This is a genomic window from Paenibacillus sp. 598K (assembly GCF_003851045.1).
Lineage (GTDB): Bacteria > Bacillota > Bacilli > Paenibacillales > Paenibacillaceae > Paenibacillus_D.
Genome location: NZ_BFBX01000024.1, coordinates 1 through 20,987, shown reverse-complemented (window position 1 = coordinate 20,987; position 20,987 = coordinate 1). Strand labels below are relative to the sequence as shown.

The 20,987-nt window shown below is 54.4% G+C and carries 16 protein-coding genes and 4 CRISPR repeat arrays; of the genes, 14 read left to right on the top strand and 2 right to left on the bottom strand.

Annotated elements, in window-relative coordinates; translation table 11 throughout:
- Positions 1 to 268 precede the first annotated feature (268 nt).
- Positions 269 to 901, top strand: coding sequence for a trimeric intracellular cation channel family protein (locus PA598K_RS09385; protein WP_128656701.1), 633 nt, complete (start codon positions 269 to 271; stop codon positions 899 to 901).
- A 132-nt stretch (positions 902 to 1,033) separates the two neighbouring features.
- Here PA598K_RS09385 and PA598K_RS37855 read toward each other — a convergent pair whose 3' ends face one another.
- A complete protein-coding gene (locus PA598K_RS37855) occupies positions 1,034 to 1,156 on the bottom strand; it encodes a hypothetical protein (protein WP_260405335.1) in 123 nt (40 codons plus the stop codon).
- 224 nt (positions 1,157 to 1,380) lie between these two features.
- On the opposite strand from PA598K_RS37855, the gene PA598K_RS09380 reads away from it, so the two are divergent.
- From PA598K_RS09380 to PA598K_RS09360, 5 genes are all read left to right on the top strand, one after another.
- A complete protein-coding gene (locus PA598K_RS09380) occupies positions 1,381 to 2,205 on the top strand; it encodes an alpha/beta hydrolase (RefSeq protein ID WP_128656714.1) in 825 nt (274 codons plus the stop codon).
- Positions 2,206 to 2,641: 436 nt separating this feature from the next.
- Positions 2,642 to 3,028 carry a hypothetical protein gene (locus PA598K_RS09375; protein WP_128656700.1) on the top strand — a complete coding sequence of 129 codons (387 nt, stop codon included), beginning with the start codon at positions 2,642 to 2,644 and terminating at the stop codon, positions 3,026 to 3,028.
- Between the two features lie 258 nt (positions 3,029 to 3,286).
- The gene (locus PA598K_RS09370; RefSeq protein ID WP_128656699.1) at positions 3,287 to 4,408 is read left to right on the top strand and encodes a DUF3048 domain-containing protein; all 1,122 of its coding nucleotides are present in this window, start codon (positions 3,287 to 3,289) and stop codon (positions 4,406 to 4,408) included.
- Between the two features lie 420 nt (positions 4,409 to 4,828).
- Positions 4,829 to 5,440, top strand: coding sequence for a DUF47 domain-containing protein (locus tag PA598K_RS09365; protein ID WP_128656698.1), 612 nt, complete (start codon positions 4,829 to 4,831; stop codon positions 5,438 to 5,440).
- A gap of 16 nt (positions 5,441 to 5,456) precedes the next feature.
- On the top strand, positions 5,457 to 6,461 hold the full coding sequence (locus tag PA598K_RS09360) for an inorganic phosphate transporter (protein WP_128656697.1): 1,005 nt from the start codon (positions 5,457 to 5,459) through the stop codon (positions 6,459 to 6,461).
- Between the two features lie 430 nt (positions 6,462 to 6,891).
- A CRISPR array of direct repeats spans positions 6,892 to 7,253; the repeat unit is 32 nt; unit sequence GTCGCTCCTCGTGCAGGAGCGTGGATTGAAAC.
- 462 nt (positions 7,254 to 7,715) lie between these two features.
- On the opposite strand, the gene PA598K_RS09355 is transcribed toward PA598K_RS09360, so the two are convergent.
- Complete coding sequence (locus PA598K_RS09355; RefSeq protein ID WP_128656696.1) at positions 7,716 to 8,192, bottom strand: tyrosine protein kinase; 477 nt, start codon at positions 8,190 to 8,192, stop codon at positions 7,716 to 7,718.
- A gap of 1,111 nt (positions 8,193 to 9,303) precedes the next feature.
- Positions 9,304 to 10,055: a CRISPR direct-repeat array (repeat unit 31 nt; unit sequence TCGCTCCTCGTACAGGAGCGTGGATTGAAAC).
- A 276-nt stretch (positions 10,056 to 10,331) separates the two neighbouring features.
- On the opposite strand from PA598K_RS09355, the gene cas3 reads away from it, so the two are divergent.
- The 8 genes from cas3 to cas2 are packed head-to-tail and all read left to right on the top strand — an operon-like array spanning position 10,332 to position 18,098.
- Entirely contained in the window at positions 10,332 to 12,605 is a 2,274-nt protein-coding gene (gene cas3 / locus PA598K_RS09350) for a CRISPR-associated helicase Cas3' (RefSeq protein ID WP_128656695.1), read from the top strand.
- Between the two features lie 15 nt (positions 12,606 to 12,620).
- On the top strand, positions 12,621 to 13,268 hold the full coding sequence (gene cas5c / locus PA598K_RS09345) for a type I-C CRISPR-associated protein Cas5c (RefSeq protein ID WP_128656694.1): 648 nt from the start codon (positions 12,621 to 12,623) through the stop codon (positions 13,266 to 13,268).
- Positions 13,265 to 15,145, top strand: a complete 1,881-nt coding sequence (gene cas8c / locus PA598K_RS09340; protein ID WP_128656693.1) for a type I-C CRISPR-associated protein Cas8c/Csd1 — start codon at positions 13,265 to 13,267, stop codon at positions 15,143 to 15,145. Before cas5c ends, cas8c begins: the two co-directional genes overlap by 4 nt.
- Positions 15,146 to 15,187: 42 nt before the next feature.
- Complete coding sequence (gene cas7c / locus PA598K_RS09335) at positions 15,188 to 16,069, top strand: type I-C CRISPR-associated protein Cas7/Csd2 (RefSeq protein ID WP_128656692.1); 882 nt, start codon at positions 15,188 to 15,190, stop codon at positions 16,067 to 16,069.
- A gap of 8 nt (positions 16,070 to 16,077) precedes the next feature.
- The gene (locus tag PA598K_RS39000; RefSeq protein ID WP_376739042.1) at positions 16,078 to 16,398 is read left to right on the top strand and encodes a CRISPR-associated protein Cas4; all 321 of its coding nucleotides are present in this window, start codon (positions 16,078 to 16,080) and stop codon (positions 16,396 to 16,398) included.
- A gap of 12 nt (positions 16,399 to 16,410) precedes the next feature.
- On the top strand, positions 16,411 to 16,767 hold the full coding sequence (cas4, locus tag PA598K_RS38995) for a CRISPR-associated protein Cas4 (protein ID WP_376739041.1): 357 nt from the start codon (positions 16,411 to 16,413) through the stop codon (positions 16,765 to 16,767).
- A complete protein-coding gene (gene cas1c / locus PA598K_RS09325) occupies positions 16,764 to 17,795 on the top strand; it encodes a type I-C CRISPR-associated endonuclease Cas1c (protein ID WP_128656691.1) in 1,032 nt (343 codons plus the stop codon). The genes cas4 and cas1c overlap by 4 nt, the downstream gene beginning before the upstream one ends.
- Before the next feature lie 12 nt (positions 17,796 to 17,807).
- Positions 17,808 to 18,098: a CRISPR-associated endonuclease Cas2 gene (gene cas2 / locus PA598K_RS09320; RefSeq protein WP_128656690.1), complete on the top strand. Its 291-nt coding sequence runs from the start codon at positions 17,808 to 17,810 to the stop codon at positions 18,096 to 18,098.
- A 357-nt stretch (positions 18,099 to 18,455) separates the two neighbouring features.
- Positions 18,456 to 19,074: direct repeats of the CRISPR family, unit length 32 nt.
- 303 nt (positions 19,075 to 19,377) lie between these two features.
- Positions 19,378 to 20,982: direct repeats of the CRISPR family, unit length 32 nt; unit sequence GTCGCTCCTCGTGCAGGAGCGTGGATTGAAAC.
- Between the last annotated feature and the right edge of the window lie 5 nt (positions 20,983 to 20,987).

Genomic DNA, 20,987 nt, shown 5'->3' with positions numbered 1-20,987 from the left:
CACAAGTCTCGTCGAAAACGTCACAGCGGCCCGGAGTTATGCGAAAAATGGCACAAGTCTCTCCCAACCAGCCGTCCCCGCCCGGATTTGTGCCAAAGATGGCACAAGTATCGGCCAACGTTTCTGACAGACTTTCTGCCAAAAATAAGCATATGCTGGATTTTCCATAAAATAAACCTTACCTAAGGTCGACAGTCTCGGTCCCATCGACGATAATGGAAGGGATCATAGCTGTTGTCGTTAACAGCGCAAAAAAGGGGATAGCAAGGTGTATTTGCTGGATGCGTTTGTTTACTTGGGCATCGTTGCGGCCGGGATCTCGGGGGCATTGACCGGGATAAAGAAAGAAATGGACTTGTTCGGGGTAATCTGCCTCTGCGTGGCTACTTCGGTGGGCGGGGGCATCATTCGAGATTTGATGGTGGGCAGCGTGCCGCCGATCGCTTTCATCAAGCCGAGCTACTTTTTTGCAAGTCTGGGCGCGGGCATCCTGACCTGGGTGTTCTACGAGCGGATTAATCGCCTTGGCCCTATCATTCTGATCTCCGACGCCATCGGTCTGGGCGTCTTTACGGCGGTAGGCTCGAATACGGCGCTTATGCTGTTCGACCATGAGCCGTTTTTGGTCGTATCGATGGGGCTGATCACAGGGATCGGCGGCGGCGTGCTGCGCGATCTGTTTGCCAAGGAGATTCCATATGTTTTCCGTAAAGAAATCTACGCCATTGCATCCATCATCGGAGCGGTCAGCCTGATCCTGACCTACGATTATGTACCGCAGGTGGTGTCGCTCTATATTTGCTTTGGCGTGACGTTCGTGCTGCGGATGGTGTCCGTGTTCATGAATCTCAACTTCCCGGTGCTATCGTCGGAGAAGGGGAAGGACAAGACGATGGGCTAGAGGTTTGCATGACACGCCCCGTTCGTTGCTCGACAGCGATCGGGGCGTTGTTGATGCATGATTGTTAACAGGGCAAGTGATCTTAAGCCGTGAGTGGTTTGTTTAATCGACAGGGTCTGAGCAGGAGAGCGGCTACTCTTTCAGGAATAGCTCGTTGCGTTTGGCATAGACGAATATACTCGCCACGACGACCCCGGCGACGAGCAAGACAGCGAGCCATTGCTCCGCCATCCATTGCACGAAGTGCTGCATCATGGATTCCTCCTATTTTTTCAGCTTGTAGTTGTAGTGATATTGGAGTTGCTGTTGCTGTCCGACGCTGCTCCTTGGCTTAGAGGATGTCCAAGATGAGTCAGCTCTATGTATCGCAAATCCGTGAAAATCCAGTTGACATTAGGGAGAAGCGGGAGTATGATAATAAAACCAACTAAATTGATTGGAATTATAATATATAATTTGTTGAACGGAGTGGATGGATGATGGAAAAAACGCTGACGCTGCATCATTTGGACGAGGGGCTGGAGCTGGCGGCGACGCTGCATTATCCGACGAACGCAGCGGCTTGCGGCTCCAAGGCGCCTGCGGTCATCATCTGCCATGGCTTCGTCGGTAACCGGATGGGTACGGACCGGCTGTTCGTCAAGGCTGCGCGCGCGCTGGCTGCGCAGGGCAGCTACGTGCTGCGCTTCGACTATGGCGGCTGCGGCGAGAGCCAGGGCGACTACGGCTCGCTCGGCCTAGAGTCGATGATCGACCAGACGCGGACGGCGCTCGATTACATCACAGAGATGGACTGCGTCGATCCGCTGCGGGTCACGCTCATTGGCCATAGTCTCGGCGGGGCTGTGGCGTTGCTGACAGCGGTGCGGGATCGCCGGGTGAAGTCGCTCATTCTCTGGTCGCCGGTTGCCTATCCGTTCAACGACATCGTCAACATCATCGGCCGCGCCAGCTATGACGAGGCGATCCAGACGGGGCAGACCGACTATCTCGGCTACGGGCTGCAGCCGGTATTTTTCGAGTCGCTCATGCAGCATCAGCCGTTCCAGGCCGCGCCTCGCTTCGGCGGCGATGTGCTGCTCGTACACGGGACCAGCGACGACGTCATTCCGGTCGATTACAGCTTCCTGCTGCAAAAGGTACTGTGGACCCGCAGCGACGGTGGCTGCGACAAGGAGATCGTCTTCCAGGCCGATCACACGTACTCGACCCAGCAGCACCAGGATGCGGCGATTGGCGCCAGCGTCCAGTGGCTGGCGGATCTGCAGAAGCGTCATGAACAATGGCATCACTGGAGCATTTGAAGACAGTCAACTTGTCAACAGAGTGCAGCATGCGCAGCGCTTAGTGACTTGGTGTCTGACAAACTGGCTGAGTACATGCGTTGATCAGGAACTGTTTCGCGTATTATCGAGGAAGGGAGCAGCGTGAAGCAGGGGAGCACACCGTAAAGCGGGCTGGCGATCACCGACTTTCAAACCTATATGTAAGTTAAGAGGGGGACCATGAGAATGGTTCCCTTTTTGGTTGCGGCGAGACGCCTCATCATCAGCGGCTTCTCCCGGGCCCCGTCGCGCGATGACGTATCCTCGCCTACAGCAAGTCAGACTATGGCGCCCTCCCGAATGCAGCATGTCAGATGTATACCGAGCTGAGCAAGACCTTCCTTTTAAGGTTTCTTTTAGGTTGCTGCTGCATAATGGAGTTGCAACATCACTAAGACACAGGAGGAGAATGCGTATGAAGAAAAAAATCCAAGCGCTCAGCCTGGCTGCTGCCCTCATGCTGACGGTGCCGATCGGAGTGTACGCAGCAAACGCGAACGGGACGAGCAAGGACACTAGCTCGACGGCTCAATCTGAGGATGGTGCAATCAAGGAAGGCAAGTTTGCTGGCAAAGAAAAAGGCGGCCATCACGAACGTCGAAATGGCAAGGGAGTCTTCGTCTCGGACGAGGTGTTGGAGCTGCTGCAGCTCGACAAGGAAACGCTCATCGGCAAGCTGAAGGAGGGCGTTCCGCTGTCAACGCTTGCCGATCAGCAGGGCGTGTCTCGCGATGCACTGAAGGCGGCGGTGATTGGGGCTTTAGAGCGCCAGCAGGCGGAGCGCAAAAGCGCCTTTGAGTAGAATCTCGACGAATTGATCGACTCCGAACTGAAGCGCGACAAGCCTTCGAGAAGCGAGCGCGGCTCGGCAGGCGACAAAGCTCCGGCAACATCTGGCGACAGCGCTTCGTCGGCTCAGGTAGGCTAATTATCGTGCAGCGCCAGCAACCAACAACGGTCCAGCGGCGCTGTATTGCGTTACAGTACGCAAGACAAACAGGTCGAAATATGGTTTAATAAGGGGGATGATCAAGAAAACCGGAACATAAGGGATGGGTGAATGTTGAACAAAGAAACTAGAGCGGCGGGACCGCGCATCGACAACGGAGCTAGCGGCCGCCGGGTATGGTTGGCGCTGCTGCTGGCGCTGTTAATCGCGCTTGCCACGGCTTGCGGTTCTGGCAATGGGACTGGCAACGGGGGGCAACAATCAGATCCCTCGGTATCGATCGAGCCAGTCGATGTAGAGCCTATAGCGGAGCCCGAGCCGGAGCCTGTAGTAGTAGGTTATCGCGCTCCGTTAACCGGAATGCCGATGGAGGAAGAATCGGTGCAGCGCCCGATCGCCGTTATGGTGAACAACTTCGCGGCGGCTCGTCCGCAGTCTGGACTGAGCGGCGCAGACGTGATCTGGGAGGTATTGGCGGAGGGCGGCATTACGCGGCTGGTCGCGATCTATCAGAGCCAGAGCTTCCCCGAAGCAATCGGGCCGATCCGCAGCATTCGTCCGTATCTGATCGAGCTGGGCGAGAGCTACCAAGGCGTGCTGGCGCATGCCGGGGGCAGTCCAGATGCGTATGCGATCCTGCAGCGACAGAAGAAGCCGTATCTCGACGAGATATCCAACGCTGGCGGATCCTTCTGGAGAGAATCGTTCCGCAAGGCGCCGCACAATCTGTACTCCAATCTGGAGAAGCTGCGCGAGGGAGCAGAAAAGAGGGGATACAAAAGCGATGTGATTATCCCGGTGATGCGCTTTCTGGAGGGCGACGAGCTGGTTCCCGGGGAGTCTGCGACCGAGATCGACATTCGTTTTCTGCTCGAAAAATATAAGGTATCCTACAGCTATGATGCGGCAACGGGCCGTTATCTGCGCTCGATTAATGACAGCCCTCATATCGATATGAATAATGACGAGCAGTTGTCGGCGTCCAATCTGGTCGTCCTCGGGACGGCTCATCGCACGCTGGACAACGAAGGCCGGCTGGCGGTCGATCTGGCATCGGGCGGACCGGCGGTGCTGTTCCGTCAAGGCAAGGTTGTCGAGGCGGAGTGGGAGCGGCGCGACGGCGATGTGATCCGGATCATGAAGAACGGCTCGGAGCTGCCGTTTGCCCCGGGTAAGACGATCTACCACATCGTGCCGATGAAGCCGACCTTCGCCGAGCATTTGACGTACTAGACATTGGGACGATAAGTCGACCGTTGCTGAGCACTGACGTACTAGACATTGAGAGGATAGGTCGACCTTGCGCGTTCTCTGAGTTGCTGGGTCGTGCGGGGTCCGGCGGCATGACGGCGGTCGGACGACCAACGCTTGTCCCAACATTGGGGATGGACGATTGGATATGGCCATTTCGCCCGAGGCGAGGTGGCTTTTTACTCCTATGACCACATGTGGACTAAAACAGGCGCGTGCAGCACAAACTAGGAATTCAAAAATCGGCAGCGTGTTTTGTCGGATTTTTATGAAACCTGACGATTTTTTTCATGAACGTTTACACTCTCTTAACAATTATCATGTAAAGTATGATAAGATATTCTTCGGCTGAATCGAAGTAGATGCAAATTAAACCGCGCAGCGGTAAAGGAGTCTTGTAAGGTGAAGAAGAAGAAGAACATTTTTTTCAAGACGTTGGAGGAAATGGCCGACACCATTCTTGAGGCAACCGAGTATTTTCACCGCAACGTCCCGGATCTGAAGGATCTCAAGGTATTCGCCAGAGACATGAAAGAATACGAGTCCCAATGCGACCGGTATGTACACACGATTCTGACGGAGCTGAACAAGACGTTCATCACGCCAATCGAACGCGAAGACATCATGGCGCTGACGACCTCGCTTGACGATGTGCTCGATGGCATCGAGGCTTGCGCGTCGAGATTCGAGATGTACAATATCCAAGAACCGGACGAGTACATCATTCTTTTCGCCGATAACCTGGTCCGCTGCGCGCAGCAGATCAAAAAAGCCATCTACTTGCTTACCGAGAAAAAACTGCTGGCAATTCGTGAGCCAGCTATTCATATTAACGAGTTGGAAAACCAAGCGGACGACCTGCTGCGTGTCTGCGTCATGAGTTTGTTTGCCAATGTCAAGGACCCGCTCGAAGTGATCAAGCGCAAAGAGATCTATGAACGGCTGGAGCAAACGACCGATTGCTGCGAGGATGTTGCCAACACCCTCGAGTCGATCGTTATGCGCAACAGCTGAGCGAGGGCCCTGACTTATGTTCGATACAGTATTTATTATCATGTGCCTTGTCGTGTTCCTGGCCCTTGCCTTTGATTTTATCAACGGCTTCCACGACACGGCCAATGCGATCGCAACTTCGGTGTCGACCCGCGCGTTGTCTCCGCGAGTAGCGATCCTCATGGCTGCGATCATGAACTTCGTCGGCGCGCTGACCTTTACAGGGGTCGCCAAGACGATCGGCGGCAGTATCGCCGACCCGACACAGCTGGCGCACGGGGAGCAGATCGTCATCGCAGCGCTGCTGGCGGCGATTGCCTGGAACCTCGTCACCTGGTGGTTCGGTATCCCGTCCTCCTCCTCGCATGCTTTGATCGGCGCGTTGGCGGGAGCGGTTATCGGCGCCGAAGGCTTGGCCGGCATCAATGCTTCCGGCTTTACGTCGATCGTGCAGGCGCTTGTTTTCTCGCCGCTCATCGCATTTACGCTCGGCTTCATCCTGATGTCGGTGTTGAAGAAGGTCTTTGCCAATCGCAGTCCGCATCAGGTGAACAAAGGCTTCCGTGCCAGCCAGGTCGTCACTGCTGCGTTCCAGGCCTTCACCCACGGTACAAACGATGCGCAGAAGGCGATGGGGATCATCACCTTCGCACTGGTCGCCGCACAGCTCCAGGACACCGACGATGTCCAGCTGTGGGTCAAGATCTCGGCGGCGCTGGCGATGGCGCTCGGCACCTCGATTGGCGGCTGGAAGATTATCAAGACGATGGGCACGAAGATCTTCAAGATCGAGCCGATCAACGGCTTCGCAGCCGACATGGGCTCGGCGCTCGTCATCCTGACGGCGACGCTGTCGCACTTCCCGGTCAGCACGACGCACACGATCACCTCCTCGCTCCTCGGCGTCGGCAGCGCGAAGCGCTTCTCCAGCGTCAAGTGGTCGATGGCCGGCCGGATCGTCATGTCGTGGCTGATCACGATCCCGATCTCCGCCCTGATGGCGATTATTTTCTTCAAGCTGATCGAGTGGATCTGGCTGTAATATAGTAGCAAGAGAAACAAGGCTCGTCCGACTGCGCATGATGTGCGATGGGACGGGCCTTGTTGTCGTGGGCTGCCGCTAGCGAATAATTTGCCCCTCGGCTGCAATATTTCGCTCTGGTGCACCAGAGCGATAATATACACGGATCACAACCTAATATTGATTTGGTATACGGCATTCGCCGTGTAGGCGAACATAAGGATTGGACGTTAGCCCGGGTGGGGCAACAAACTTCTCGTATGGCTCCCTGTTGTACCAGGCTGGCGCGAACCTCAGGCTCACATGAAATCCCTGGGAGGTTGCAACCCGCGCCCTGACTGGATTTGTTGAGTGAAGGTCGCCATTATAATATAAAATATGCTACACTAAAAACAGGTTCGCGATTTTGTGCCTCGCAGCCCAGGCTGCGTAAGGCCTCTCGAGGGCCGCTGTCGCTCCTCGTGCAGGAGCGTGGATTGAAACACGATAATCCTGATTTACTGGAGTCGAGCGAGTGTCGCTCCTCGTGCAGGAGCGTGGATTGAAACCTCCCACAAGATCCTGAATACAAGGAATTGTTTGTCGCTCCTCGTGCAGGAGCGTGGATTGAAACACGGATTCGGGATTCCGCCAGGTCATCGACGGCGGTCGCTCCTCGTGCAGGAGCGTGGATTGAAACGGCAATGCCACGATCTTATAACCAGTGTTATTTGTCGCTCCTCGTGCAGGAGCGTGGATTGAAACGGCGTCGGCGGGACAGGAAAGATTAAGCTGGGCACCAGTCGCTCCTCGTGCAGGAGCGTGGATTGAAACGAAGAAGCGTTAGCACGGTTTTTGCACGAGCAGCGCGTCGCTCCTCGTAAGGAGCGTGGATTGAAACACCCGCACGACAGGACAAGTAAGCTACTCGAAAATCTCCATCTGGACAACACACTTTTTTTGAGAATTCGCGACAATTATCTGGACAAATACCGATGTGGGAATAGCAAGGTTCTCCCATGCACAGGGTTGGCGAGGGTGCAATCGAGGCGGGGACTAGACTTTACTCTGCTGAGACGAGCGTCGGACCAGTTAGCTCCCGTCTACAAAGTGACGTGAGCTACTGGTCCTAAGGTGCGGCCTGGATCGTTTAGCCATGTGTCAGAATTGGGGCTGTTGTTGGCTGCGAACCGACTGGAAATAGTAGCCGACACCGAGTCGCAGCCTGCTTCGTTCTAGAGAAGTGAGAAGGGGCAGGTCGAGAGCCTTTACCCTTGTTAGCTCAGCCCGGTTGTGTTAGCGACTGGGCTTGCGCTTTGGACTGGGCCGGGGGCTGCTGCTGGCGGGGCGAGGTCGCGCGCCAGGCTGTGCGCCGCTGCCGGAGCCACTTGGCCGTGCGCGAGGCCGTCCGCCTGCACGAGGGCGCGGCCTCGCTGCGCTCCCACCGCCAGGACGTCTGCGACGTCTACGGCGCGGTGGACGCCACTCGGTATCCTCGTCGGCGGTCGTGGCGACGGCTCCCTTTTTGCCGCTAAAGGAGCCCATGAGCAGCTTCACCATCGGGGCCATCTGCTGGACGCCTGCGACGACCTTCTGTACCTTGCCCATCGTACCAATGATGCCATCGATGCCGCCCATGCGATCGACGACGCCTTTCAGATCGTTGAGCCCATTCATGATGCCGCCGAGTTTGGAGGAGCCGGAGCTTGCGGCGTTAGTCGCGGCAGGCAGGACGACAGGCTCTGCGACTGGGACGACAGCAGGCATGAACACGGGCGAAGCCCCGGAGGGCATCTCCGAAGGCGGTGGCGCGAACGGCGTGACAGCCCGTGGAGCTCCGGCCGCTCCGGCACCTGAGATGGCGGTTCTTGGCGCATAGCTTGCTGCCTCACCGCTTGTCGTCCTAAATGATGCTGCAGGCAGTCGTGTCGTTGGTATGACAGCCGATGCACCTGGTGAATCGGAGGATGAATTGCCCCTCGGCTGCGATATTGCTCTCTGATGCGCACCAGAGCGATAATTCACACGAATCACAACCTTTTATTGATTTGATATACGGCATTCGCCGTGTCTTCTTAGTACCACTCTATGTCGTAGGCGAACATAAGGATTGGACGTTAGCCCGGGTAAGGGCAACAATCTTCTCGGGTGGCTCCCTGTTATGCCAGGCTCCGGCTGGCGCGAACCTCAGGCTCACATGAAATCCCTGGGAGGTTCGCAACCCGCGCGCTGACTGGATTTGTTGAGGAAAAGTGTTCATTATAATTAAAATTATGCTACACTAAAAATAGGTTCGCGATTTTGTGCCTCGCAGCCCAGGCTGCGTAAGGGTTCGCGAGTGCTGCTGTCGCTCCTCGCGTAGGAGCGTGGATTGAAACGTAGACAATCCGCATTTCGACATGACGTTCGGGTCGCTCCTCGCGTAGGAGCGTGGATTGAAACCGGAATTTGAGGAGGTGCCCGTATGCCCGGAAGAGTCGCTCCTCGCGTAGGAGCGTGGATTGAAACTATTCGGACGTCGCCCAGGGGACAGCGCCGCTAAGTCGCTCCTCGTGCGGAAGCGTGGATTGAAACCGAACGCGAGAAACTGAGGAAGCAGATCAAGCGGACGCTCCTCGTTCGAGAGCATGGATTCAATGAGCAAGCGATGGGGAGGTTAACGACGCGGTCTGGTGTTCGTCATTTCTCACACAGGAGAATAACCCCTTACTTGCGAGCGCGAACCTCAGGCTCACATGAAAACCCTGGGAGGTTCGCAACCCGCGCCCTGACTGGTTTTGTTGAATAAAAGGCTCCATTATATTAAAAATTATGCTACACTAAAAAGAGGTTCGCGATTTTGCGCCTCGCAGCCCAGGCTGCATAAGGCCTTGCGCGTGCCGCAGTCGCTCCTCGTACAGGAGCGTGGATTGAAACCGCCTGTGAATCGTGGGCCAGCCGCTGATTCAGGGTCGCTCCTCGTACAGGAGCGTGGATTGAAACTCGATCTGCAATATTTCTTTCGCTGTTTTGTCAGGTCGCTCCTCGTACAGGAGCGTGGATTGAAACCCAGGGAGAATTTAGCGCCATTACGGATTGCGGGTCGCTCCTCGTACAGGAGCGTGGATTGAAACGATATAGGCGATAAAATCAGCGATAGCCATTTTGGTCGCTCTTCGTACAGGAGCGTGGATTGAAACTTTAGTGAGCTTTCGAGTTCCCGTCTGCGCTGGGTCGCTCCTCGTACAGGAGCGTGGATTGAAACTCAGCTCGCTGCCGCTGTTCCTCCTGCACCTCTTCGCTCCTCGTACAGGAGCGTGGATTGAAACCAATCTGGAATACCCGGGGTCTGACTGATGTAATGTCGCTCCTCGTACAGGAGCGTGGATTGAAACGTCACCTGTCCTATTGTCGATGCTGACCCCAATAAGTCGCTCCTCGTACAGGAGCGTGGATTGAAACGAATAGCAGCTACATCAGTTAATGTGCCTGACAGTCGCTCCTCGTACAGGAGCGTGGATTGAAACTGGAAGAGCAGCCAGAGGAAATCCATGATTGCCCGTCGCTCCTCGTACAGGAGCGTGGATTGAAACAGGCCATAGACGTTAAATGTACCTGCACCGATGTCGCTTCTCGTGCAGGAGCGTGGATTGAAACGAGACGTTCCGTTACCCGTCGCCCAACCGTCGCTCCTCACGCAGGAGCGATTATCGAAATGCCCGTGCTCTTGATCTCCCCAATTGCCTGCCCAAGTCGCTCCTCCCGCAGACATTCCTCTATTGTTTCTACAAAATTCCCCAAATGAAGATAAATTCATCAAAAATGAATGTCGTTGAAGGAATATAGCTAAGTCTGTAGAATTAGTTTCTGGATACCTATTATGGGTCTGGGGTCTTGATTCTCGGCCCGGTTTGATTCGATAGGAGGAGATAGATGGCATTTTATGCGCACAGTAGGGATGATGGGGAATATCAACTTCTGTATGACCATTTATTTAATGTTGCCCGGCGGAGCGAGTCGTTTGCACGTGCCTTTGGCGCTAGCGAGCTTGGTTATTTGGCAGGCTTGCTGCATGATGTCGGAAAGTATTCAGCCTTGTTCCAGCAAAGAGTACAGGGGAAAAATGTACGTGTCGATCATTCGACTGCCGGGGCAAAGTGGGTGCTGGAAAAAACGTCCCGTCAGCAATGTATCGGAACGAGCGGCGCAGCCTTATATTTGGCCAGATTGGTTGCGATGTGCATATCGGGCCATCACGGCGGCTTGCAGGACTACGGTACCCTGGATGAAGAAGGCACGTTTATACGGCGTGTCTCCAAAAGCGATGCCGAGCTGCCAGCCTGGTCTTCTGCTTGGGAGGAGATAGAGGTCCCAGTCAGGCAAGTACCGCTTCCTTTCGTGTTCCAAACGCAGTTGCTGCTCCAGCATAAGGATGTTTTGGCATGGAAATATAGCTTTTTAGGAAGAATGCTATATTCCTGCCTGGTAGACGCCGATTCGCTAGATACGAGAGATTATACCTGCGATTCAGATCGTTTGCTGATGCAGGAGCGCAAGCAGCCAACGATGATTGAATTGCTGGAGAGGCTAAATGATTATTTGCGACCATTTGAAACGCAGGCGGAGAAGACCTCCATTAACCTGCAGCGGCAAAAAATCCAGGCGGCCTGTCGAAGGCAAGCGCTAAGCTCTGAAAGGGGATTGTTCTCCTTGTCTGTTCCAACAGGCGGCGGCAAGACGCTGTCTTCCATGGTTTTTGCGCTGGAGCATGCGGTGAAGCACAAGCTGAGACGAGTCATCTATGTGATTCCTTTCACAAGCATAATAGAACAGAATGCCAAGGTGTTCGCCAAAGTGCTGGGTGCCGATGCGATTCTGGAGCATCATAGTAACTTTAATTTGGAGGAATATGAGGAGAATCACACTGCGGATGAGGTGCGTCAGCTTAAGCTGGGGACGGAAAACTGGGATGCGCCAGTGGTGGTGACGACTTCGGTCCAGTTTTTCGAATCGTTATTCTCCAACAAAAGAAGCGCATGTCGAAAGCTGCATCATATTGCTGGATCGGTCATTGTGCTGGACGAGGCGCAGAGTCTCCCACGCGGGTATGTGAAGCCTTGTCTGCACGCGCTGCAAGAGCTAATCGATCATTATCATTGCTCCGTCGTGCTCTGTACGGCAACACAGCCATCTTGGGATAAGCTGGGCTTCCCAGCCGCCGAGCTTATGGATTCCCCGACGCCGAGCGAATTGTTGGATACGTTCAAACGAGTTCAACTGACCTCATATGGATCCATCCAGGAACGTATCGCAGATGAAACGGTTGTAGACTGGATCGTGGAGTCTGAGCAGGTGCTATGTATTGTGAATACGCGCAAGCATGCGAAATTGCTTTATGACCGTTTGCAAGCCTTGTCGTACGTGGATCAGGAGGGGCTTTATCATTTGAGCGGCCGGATGTGCGCGGTTCATCGTCAGTCGATCTTTAAGGCGATTAGACAAAGGCTGAAGGCCAGCTTGCCTTGCCGCGTTGTCTCAACTCAATTAATTGAGGCCGGGGTCGACGTTGATTTTCCCATGGTATTGCGGGCAATGGCAGGGCTGGACTCCATTGCACAAGCAGCGGGGCGATGTAATCGGGAAGGGAAGCGGAGTATAAGAGAGGTTAGAGTCTTTTACCCGGAAAAACACGGCATGCCGGAGAAGGGCTGGATGAAAGAGACGGCAGCGGAGGCGCAGCATGTGCTGCGTTATGAGGAGGATGCCTTTTCGCAGCAGGCGATGCAAAATTACTTTGACCGCATCTATGGGCTAAACGACGGTACCCATCTGGAGAAGACGGATAATAGGGGCATTATGACGCTGCTGTCCGATAAAAATCGCAATTTGGAAATTCCTTATGAGGAGATTTCCCAGCGGTTTGAATTTATTGATGGGCAGATGCAAAGCATTGTCATTCCTTATGATGAGAAAGCACTCGCCATACTGAAAGCGTTACCAAACAGTCTTTATCCCGCTGCCGAGCTGCGCAAGCTTCAACCCTATTCTGTGCAGGTTTATGCGTATGAGCTAGCAGCCATGCGTTCAGCCGATCTGCTCCTGGCAAGCGGGGGCGTGCTGTATTTGACAGAGATGGCTTACTACAGCAAGCACACGGGATTGCTGCAGCCGGAGGATACGGTGGAGCATGAGGTCTTATTATTTTAGGAGGGAGGGGCCTGCATGGGGTATGGTATCAAGCTGAAGGTTTGGGGTGATTATGCCTGCTTTACACGACCGGAGATGAAGGTGGAGCGGGTAAGCTATGATGTGATGACGCCATCAGCGGCAAGAGGGATTCTGGAAGCAATATATTGGAAGCCTTCCATTCGCTGGGTAGTGGATCGGATACATGTGCTCCAGCCGATCATCTTCGAGAATATTCGTCGCAATGAGGTCGAGTCCAAGGCTTCAGCCCGTAAGGAAGCGATCTATATTACGGAGGAGCGGCAGCAAAGGGCGTCGCTGGTGCTCCGTAATGTGGCGTATATTATCGAGGCTCACTTTGAAATGAAGGATCGACAGAATGGCGAGGATCGCCCGGAAAAGCATTATAACATTGCGCTGCGCAGGATGCGACAGGGACAGTGCTTTCACCAACCTTATTTCGGTACGAGAGAGTTTCCTGTCAGCTTTGAACTGATTGAGGAGATGGAAGAGTTGCCATCGAGTCCGTTGCAAGGCACGCTTGATCTGGGTTATATGCTATATGATCAGGACTTCAAGCTGAATGCCAAGGGAGAGGTGCAGGAGATTGTCCCGTATTTCTTCCGCGCTCGAATGGTCGATGGCGTGATCGGCGTCCCTGGTCCAATGGAGGTGTTCCGATGATCCTACAGGCGCTCCATGCCTATTACCAACTCCTGCAAGAGCAGGACGACGGCGATCTGCCCAAGCAGGGTTATTCCGCGGCTGATGTATCCTTCGAGCTCCATCTGGATGCCGAGGGACGGCTCGTCGATATCATTCCCTATACGAATGAGAAGGGAAAGTCACGTAAGGAAACCTACAATGTGCCGGAGCAGGAAAAGCGCACTGTCAAAATAACGCCTTATTTTCTATGTGACAAGGCGGAGTATCTGTTCGGGACAGCGCTAGGGATGCGCGCAGCATGTAGAGAATCGATGCAAGTACTTTGGCGCTCCGTGATGGCTCAAGTGGAGGGCGAGCAGGTTTCAGTCTCACCAGAGTGGAAGGCAATCACCGCCTTCGTAGAGGCAACCCCTGAGCAGTTGGCAGAGCAACTCGACGGATTGTTAAGCGAAGAAACGAAAGCAACGTTGGCTACAGGCGGGCTATGTGTACTCAAGTATGCACCGACAGGGCGATTTCTCCATGATCATAGGCTGCTGCAAAGCGCCTGGGAGAAATATAGGTCAGGTGGTCAGAGTGCGGTCGGTGCTGTCGGGGATACGACGCAAATCTGTCTCGTCTCTGGCGATAGGGTGCCAACGAGCGACATTGCCCGGCTGCACCCAAACATTAAAAATGTGATTGGTGCTCAGTCCTCCGGGGCAGCCATTGTGTCCTTTAACAAGGACTCGTTTGAATCTTTTGGGAGAAAACAGTCCTTTAATGCGCCGACCTCGAAGAATGCCGCGGATGCCTATGGCTACGTGTTGAACAGATTGTTGGCCGATCCGAAGCATCGGGTGCGGATGAATGATATGACGGTAGTATTTTGGGCGGAGTCTGCGGTCGATCACGAGCAGCTATTCCTGGCCAGCTTGATGCAGGAGGAGCGAAGCGATGAGACGCTAGAGGAGGGACCGCCCGATCCCGAGAGTGTGCGCGAGCGCGTTAAAAGCGCGGTGTCTCGCGTACGAAACGGTCAGGAGTTTCGAGATACCTTCTCCGATCTGGATCCGGAGACTACCTTCTACGTGCTAGGCATATCTCCTAATGCAGCACGATTGTCGATGCGTTTCTTCTATAGAGGTACGCTTGGGGAGATCGGGGAGCGTGTCTGGCAGCATTATAAGGATCTCGCTATCGTAGGTCTGGATCGGACGCCGACGATACGACAACTGCTGAAGGAACTCGCGGTAGGTCATGACTGGAGCAATATTCCCCCGAACATGGAGGGGCAGTTGTTTCGTTCGATCATGCAGGAGTTGCCCTATTCCAAGGCCATCTTCGCCCAGCTTATCAATCGGATCCGGGCAGATCAGGATGACCCGCGCAAGGGCTTGTACAAGATAGGCAGCGTGCGTGCAGCGATGCTCAAGGCGTATCTGCTGCGCGCTGGCCGGAACGGCAATCACGGGATCAGGGAAGGAGAATTGACAGTGGCCGAAAATATGGAGTCCACGAATGTCGCGTATAACTTGGGCAGATTGTTTGCTTGCCTGGAGAAAACGCAAAAGGATGCGCTGGGAGCTGGGATTAATGCAACGATCCGGGACCGTTTCTGGGGGGCGGCTTCGGCTGCGCCAGCCAGCGTATTCCCGAGATTGCTGCATCTGGCGCAGCATCATGTATCCAAGGATGAGAAGAGAGGCTTCTATAATAATGAACTGATCGGCAAAGTAATGGTCGCCTTGCCCGAGCGATTGCCCCGTCGTCTGACGCTGGAGGAGCAAGGCATGTTCGCGATCGGTTATTACCATAAACGGCAAGGTTTTTATGCTGGGGCAGCCAAGTCATCCGGGGATGCGGTGGCTGTGATGGATGGGGCAGAAGAGGCCGCAGCGGCAACGACAGAATAGGCAATGGGAGATTTCCAACTATAGAAAGCGAGGAATTTGACAATGGCTGAGAAAACACCACTCACGAAACGCTATGAATTTGTTCTATTGTTTGACGTGGAGAATGGCAATCCCAATGGCGACCCTGATGCTGGCAACTTGCCGCGGATTGACCCCGAAACAGGCTGTGGGCTAGTCACCGATGTAGCTCTGAAGCGCAAGGTTCGCAATTATGTGGAGTTGGCACAGGGCGAGCAGGAATCATATGCGATCTATGTGAAGGAAGCGGCTGTCCTGAACAACCTGAACAAGGAGGCATTCCTGCATCATCCCGACATGGAGCTCAAGGAGAACAAGCCAGACAAGATGGCGGCAAAGAAGCGGGAGGATCAGCAAACGCTTGCTCGCTGGATGTGCGACAAGTATTACGATATTCGCGCTTTTGGAGCGGTGATGACAACGGGAGTGAACTGCGGACAGGTGCGCGGACCGGTACAATTCAGCTTTGCCAAAAGCATGGACCCTATCTCCCCGATGGACGTTACGATTACGCGTATGGCGGTCACCAATGAGAAGGATGCGGAGAAGGAACGTACGATGGGCCGCAAGAGCATTGTTCCTTATGGGCTGTACAGAATGGAAGGGTTTATCTCCGCGCCACTGGCTAACCAGACGAACTTTGGCGAGGAGGATCTGGAGCTGCTGTGGAGCGCGCTGATGAATATGTTTGACCATGATCGCTCTGCATCGCGCGGTAAAATGTCGGCGCAAAAGCTGATTGTGTTCGAGCACGAAAGCAAGCTTGGCAATGCACCGGCACACAAGCTGTTCAAGCTGGTTCAGGTGATCCGCAAGCCAGAGGTCGATATCCCTCGGTCCTTTGAGGACTATGAGGTGTCCATTCAGCCGGCCCTTGATGGCGTTAAGATCCTTGAAAAGCTGTAGGCAGGCGTATGGAAGCGATTGTACAGCCTGAGGATTATTTCATGCTGTCGGGCATCCAGCATTATGCCTTTTGCCCCAGGCAATGGGCGCTCATCCATATCGAACAACAGTGGAAGGAAAATGTGCTGACGACTGAAGGCAACGACGTGCACCGATTGGTTGACGACCCGACGTTTGACGAGACACGGGGAGACAAGCGAACGGTACGCTCCATGCCGCTTGTATCGGATCGACTGGGTATTCGCGGTATTGCAGATATGGTGGAATTTTGCAGGCAGGACACTCCCTCCGGGGAGACCGTCCTGCTCGAAGGACGAGAGGGACATTGACAGGTGCGACCCGTGGAGTATAAGCGCGGCAAGCCCAAGCCCGATGATCGGGATGCCCTGCAGCTATGCGCTCAAGCGATGTGTCTGGAGGAAATGATGAACGTTGCGATTCTGGAAGGGGACCTGTTCTATCATGAAATTCGGAAGCGTGAGCAGGTGGTCTTCTCGGAGAAGCTCCGTGCGAGAGTAGCCGACTTGGTCGCGGAGATGAAACAGATGTATGCCGAAGCGCGAACACCTGAAGCCAATTACAAGTCTCACTGCCGACAATGCTCCCTGGTGACGTTGTGCAAGCCCAAGTGGAGCGGCAAGAAGGCCAAGTCGGCTGCGGCTTATGTGCAAGGCTGGATTGGAGCAGAGGAGCTATGAGAAGACTGTTAAATACATTGTATATCACGTTGGACAAGGCTTATCTGCGCGCCAAGGGCGATACGCTGGTCGTCACCGCTGAGGGTGTGAAGGAGCTGCAGGTGGCGCGTATTCAATTGGAGTCGATTGTCATCTTTGGCTACGTTGGCGTCAGCCCGGAAGCGATGAATCTGTGTGTGGACAATGGCATCTCCCTCGTATTCCTGACGCCAACAGGCCGTTTTAAGGCGAGGGTGACGGGCGAGGTGTCAGGCAATATACACTTGCGCCGAACGCAATACCGCTGGTGCGATTCGGAGGAGGAGTCTCTACTGCTTGCCAAACGTTTTATCTACGCCAAGCTGATCAACGCCAGAGTATCCCTCAAGCGAACGCTCCGTGATCATGGCGACCGAATCCGAGCGGAGCATTGCCAATCGATGGTGGACTTGCTGGGCAGACAATTGCGGGAGGTGGAGAGGGCTTCCTCGCTGGATGAGCTTCGCGGAGTAGAGGGGCTTGCCTCTCGCTATTATTTCTCGGCGCTGCCTGAGCAGATTCTGACCGGGAAAGAGGAGTTTCATTTTCAAGGCAGAGTCAGGCGCCCTCCCAGAGACCGCGTAAATGCGCTATTATCCTTCCTATATACTTTGCTTGCCCACGAGGTTACACATGCACTGGAGACGGTGGGACTGGACCCGCAGGCTGGATATTTGCATCGAGATCGTCCTGGACGGAACAGTCTGGCGCTTGATCTGATGGAGGAATTTCGGGTATATATAGCGGATCGCCTGATGCTGACGCTGATTAATCGCAAGCAGGTCAGCAGGGATGATTTCTTGGAAAAGGAGAATGGGGCATTTATCTTGACCGATGATGCGCGCAAAGTGGTGCTAAGGGAGTGGCAGCAGAGGAAGCGGGAGGAAATCCAACATCCCTTTTTTGACGAAAAGATTGCTATCGGCCTTCTGCCGTATGCACAAGCGATGCTGCTGGCGAGATACATGAGGGGCGATCTGGATGATTATCCGCCATTTTTCTGGAAATAGGGGTGACGCATAATGATGGTCCTGATCACTTATGATGTAAGTACCGTCTCGTCGGATGGGCAAAGACGATTGCGACAGGTTGCCAAAACATGCGAAAACTATGGCCAGCGAGTGCAAAATTCGGTCTTCGAGTGCCTCGTGGATCCTCAACAGCTGAAGGAGCTGCAAATCAAGCCGAAGAGAATCATTGAACCGGAGACGGATAGCTTGCGCTTCTATCGTCTGGGAGCCAATTGGAAGGGGAAGGTCGAGCATGTGGGAGCCAAACAAGGATACGACCCAGAGGGATTCCTGATGCTATAACGACGGAGTGGACGTTTGCGAGCCTCATTGAAAGGCTGGGGTTCGCAAACGTTTGTGTGTATTGGCTCCTGGTGAGGTCAAGATATAGCTACGGTCAATGGATTTCATGGCAACCGTCAGGGGCATCCAGCCGGATGAGGAAGAGGGGGGAGCTCGAAGAATATCATGGTTCGCTGGTCTCCCGGGTTGGCGCGAACCTAAGGCTCACATGAAATCCCTGGGAGGTTCGCAACCCGCGCCCTGACTGGGTTTGTTGAAGAAAATCCCCAATAAATAATAAATATATGCTACACTCAAAACAGGTTCGCGATTTTGCGCCTCGCAGCCCATGCTGCGCAAGGCCTCGCGAGTGCCGCAGTCGCTCCTCGTGCGGGAGCGTGGATTGAAACCTCGGGGCCTTATCTCTCAACCCCTGCCTCTATGTCGCTCCTCGTGCGGGAGCGTGGATTGAAACGGTTGGAAGATCAGGTGACCTGCTTCGTCCGTCGGGTCGCTCCTCGTGCGGGAGCGTGGATTGAAACGCTGTACTCGGCCGCCAATCGCATGAAGTTGTTAGTCGCTCCTCGTGCGGGAGCGTGGATTGAAACTTTGACCTCGCGTTTGGACAGATCCTCGCTATCGTCGCTCCTCGTGCGGGAGCGTGGATTGAAACGCTTTTCCCCGTCTTAGGATCCTTCTCCCAAAGTCGCTCCTCGTGCGGGAGCGTGGATTGAAACTTGATGTGCTTATAGAGCTTGGCGACCTCAATGTCGCTCCTCGTGCGGGAGCGTGGATTGAAACTCGTAGTTGAGCGAGACAAGCAGCATCACCGCTGTCGCTCCTCGTGCGGGAGCGTGGATTGAAACCTTATCCCACCCTAACGTATATATAGACCATTGGTCGCTCCTCGTGCGGGAGCGTGGATTGAAACATCCGCAAGATGTCGCAAGCGAGCTTATCAATTTGTCGCTCCTCGTGCGTGAGCGTGGATTGAACCCCTGTCCCCGATCAGGAATGGCAGCTAGGGGTTGTCGCTTCTCACGCGGGAGCATGAATTGGAACCTTGCCTAAAGCTGATGTTAGTCCGAGGTATGAGACGCTACTTATTAAAATAGCATAATCTCTTCCAGCCAGCGCGAACCTCAGGCTCACATGAAAACCCTGGGAGGTTCGCAACCCGCGCTCTGACTGGTTTTGTTGAATAAAAGGCTCCATTATATTAAAAATTATGCTACACTTAAAAGAGGTTCGCGATTTTGCGCCTCGCAGCCCAGGCTGCGTAAGGCCTTGCGCGTGCCGCAGTCGCTCCTCGTGCAGGAGCGTGGATTGAAACGCACGCGCGCCTCCAGCGTCTTAGCCGGTATGCGTCGCTCCTCGTGCAGGAGCGTGGATTGAAACTTTCTAAGTATATCACAAGGAGCTGATAAAGATAGTCGCTCCTCGTGCAGGAGCGTGGATTGAAACAGCAGATCACCACGTACCTGCAGACGCTGTTCGAGGTCGCTCCTCGTGCAGGAGCGTGGATTGAAACCTCCGCCAGCTGTACCAAAAAATTTGCAAGCTGGTCGCTCCTCGTGCAGGAGCGTGGATTGAAACCTTTTTGACCTCATGTTTCTCACCTCCTTATATGTCGCTCCTCGTGCAGGAGCGTGGATTGAAACGTATTGAGGACTGGTTTTCCTTACGCCTAGTCTGTCGCTCCTCGTGCAGGAGCGTGGATTGAAACCCGGAGCCGACTAGCTTTGACAAAGCCAAAATGGTCGCTCCTCGTGCAGGAGCGTGGATTGAAACACTGTCGAAGGCACGAATGCATATTTACCGTCGCTGTCGCTCCTCGTGCAGGAGCGTGGATTGAAACTCCACGATACGGATATCGCTATAGTCGCAATCAAGGTCGCTCCTCGTGCAGGAGCGTGGATTGAAACATGGATGTCGAGGCGACCGTCGAGGACACGATCGGTCGCTCCTCGTGCAGGAGCGTGGATTGAAACCTACCAAATTTTTGTGTTTATCACCGTCCTTTAGTCGCTCCTCGTGCAGGAGCGTGGATTGAAACGCTCTCCACACTCGAAGCAATGATAAGGAGGCTTGTCGCTCCTCGTGCAGGAGCGTGGATTGAAACACCTTTGTCGACGTCTTTGTCGCTGTCGTAAACGTCGCTCCTCGTGCAGGAGCGTGGATTGAAACTCCGATGGATCAATGTAAGCTACACTTGCGCCTGTCGCTCCTCGTGCAGGAGCGTGGATTGAAACATCTAATATTTCATTTATTATCACATCGCTCAAAGTCGCTCCTCGTGCAGGAGCGTGGATTGAAACTTATCGAGTTGCATCCCTGTTATCCTCCCTTAGGTCGCTCCTCGTGCAGGAGCGTGGATTGAAACATAACCCCGAACCCAACGAAAACATTGTCTGTTGTCGCTCCTCGTGCAGGAGCGTGGATTGAAACACGCAGCCAGCTCATTTCATCGCGCAATTTAAACGTCGCTCCTCGTGCAGGAGCGTGGATTGAAACGCTTTAATCTTGGCATCGGGCAGGCGCCGTTTAGTCGCTCCTCGTGCAGGAGCGTGGATTGAAACAGCGGAACATTACTCGTATAGACGGTCGGCAGCGTCGCTCCTCGTGCAGGAGCGTGGATTGAAACCAGCCTGCCCCTACCGCGATTACCCGGCTCAGCAGTCGCTCCTCGTGCAGGAGCGTGGATTGAAACTCGCGTCCTCTGTGGCGCGAGTTGCCGCACCGGGTCGCTCCTCATGCAGGAGCGTGGATTGAAACATGGCGGAGTGGAGGTCGAGGAGGATATCGGAGGTCGCTCCTCGTGCAGGAGCGTGGATTGAAACGCCTCAGCTTTGGTAAGAAACATGGTGTTCTCGGTCGCTCCTCACGCGGGAGCGTGGATTGAAACATCTA

Coding starts and splice junctions, on each gene's coding strand:
- PA598K_RS37855 (WP_260405335.1), bottom strand. CDS start 1,156: ATGATGCAGCACTTCGTGCAATGGATGGCGGAGCAATGGCTCGCTGTC.
- PA598K_RS09380 (WP_128656714.1), top strand. CDS start 1,381: ATGGAAAAAACGCTGACGCTGCATCATTTGGACGAGGGGCTGGAGCTG.
- PA598K_RS09375 (WP_128656700.1), top strand. CDS start 2,642: ATGAAGAAAAAAATCCAAGCGCTCAGCCTGGCTGCTGCCCTCATGCTG.
- PA598K_RS09370 (WP_128656699.1), top strand. CDS start 3,287: ATGTTGAACAAAGAAACTAGAGCGGCGGGACCGCGCATCGACAACGGA.
- PA598K_RS09360 (WP_128656697.1), top strand. CDS start 5,457: ATGTTCGATACAGTATTTATTATCATGTGCCTTGTCGTGTTCCTGGCC.
- cas3 (WP_128656695.1), top strand. CDS start 10,332: ATGGCATTTTATGCGCACAGTAGGGATGATGGGGAATATCAACTTCTG.
- cas5c (WP_128656694.1), top strand. CDS start 12,621: ATGGGGTATGGTATCAAGCTGAAGGTTTGGGGTGATTATGCCTGCTTT.
- cas8c (WP_128656693.1), top strand. CDS start 13,265: ATGATCCTACAGGCGCTCCATGCCTATTACCAACTCCTGCAAGAGCAG.
- cas7c (WP_128656692.1), top strand. CDS start 15,188: ATGGCTGAGAAAACACCACTCACGAAACGCTATGAATTTGTTCTATTG.
- PA598K_RS39000 (WP_376739042.1), top strand. CDS start 16,078: ATGGAAGCGATTGTACAGCCTGAGGATTATTTCATGCTGTCGGGCATC.
- cas1c (WP_128656691.1), top strand. CDS start 16,764: ATGAGAAGACTGTTAAATACATTGTATATCACGTTGGACAAGGCTTAT.
- cas2 (WP_128656690.1), top strand. CDS start 17,808: ATGATGGTCCTGATCACTTATGATGTAAGTACCGTCTCGTCGGATGGG.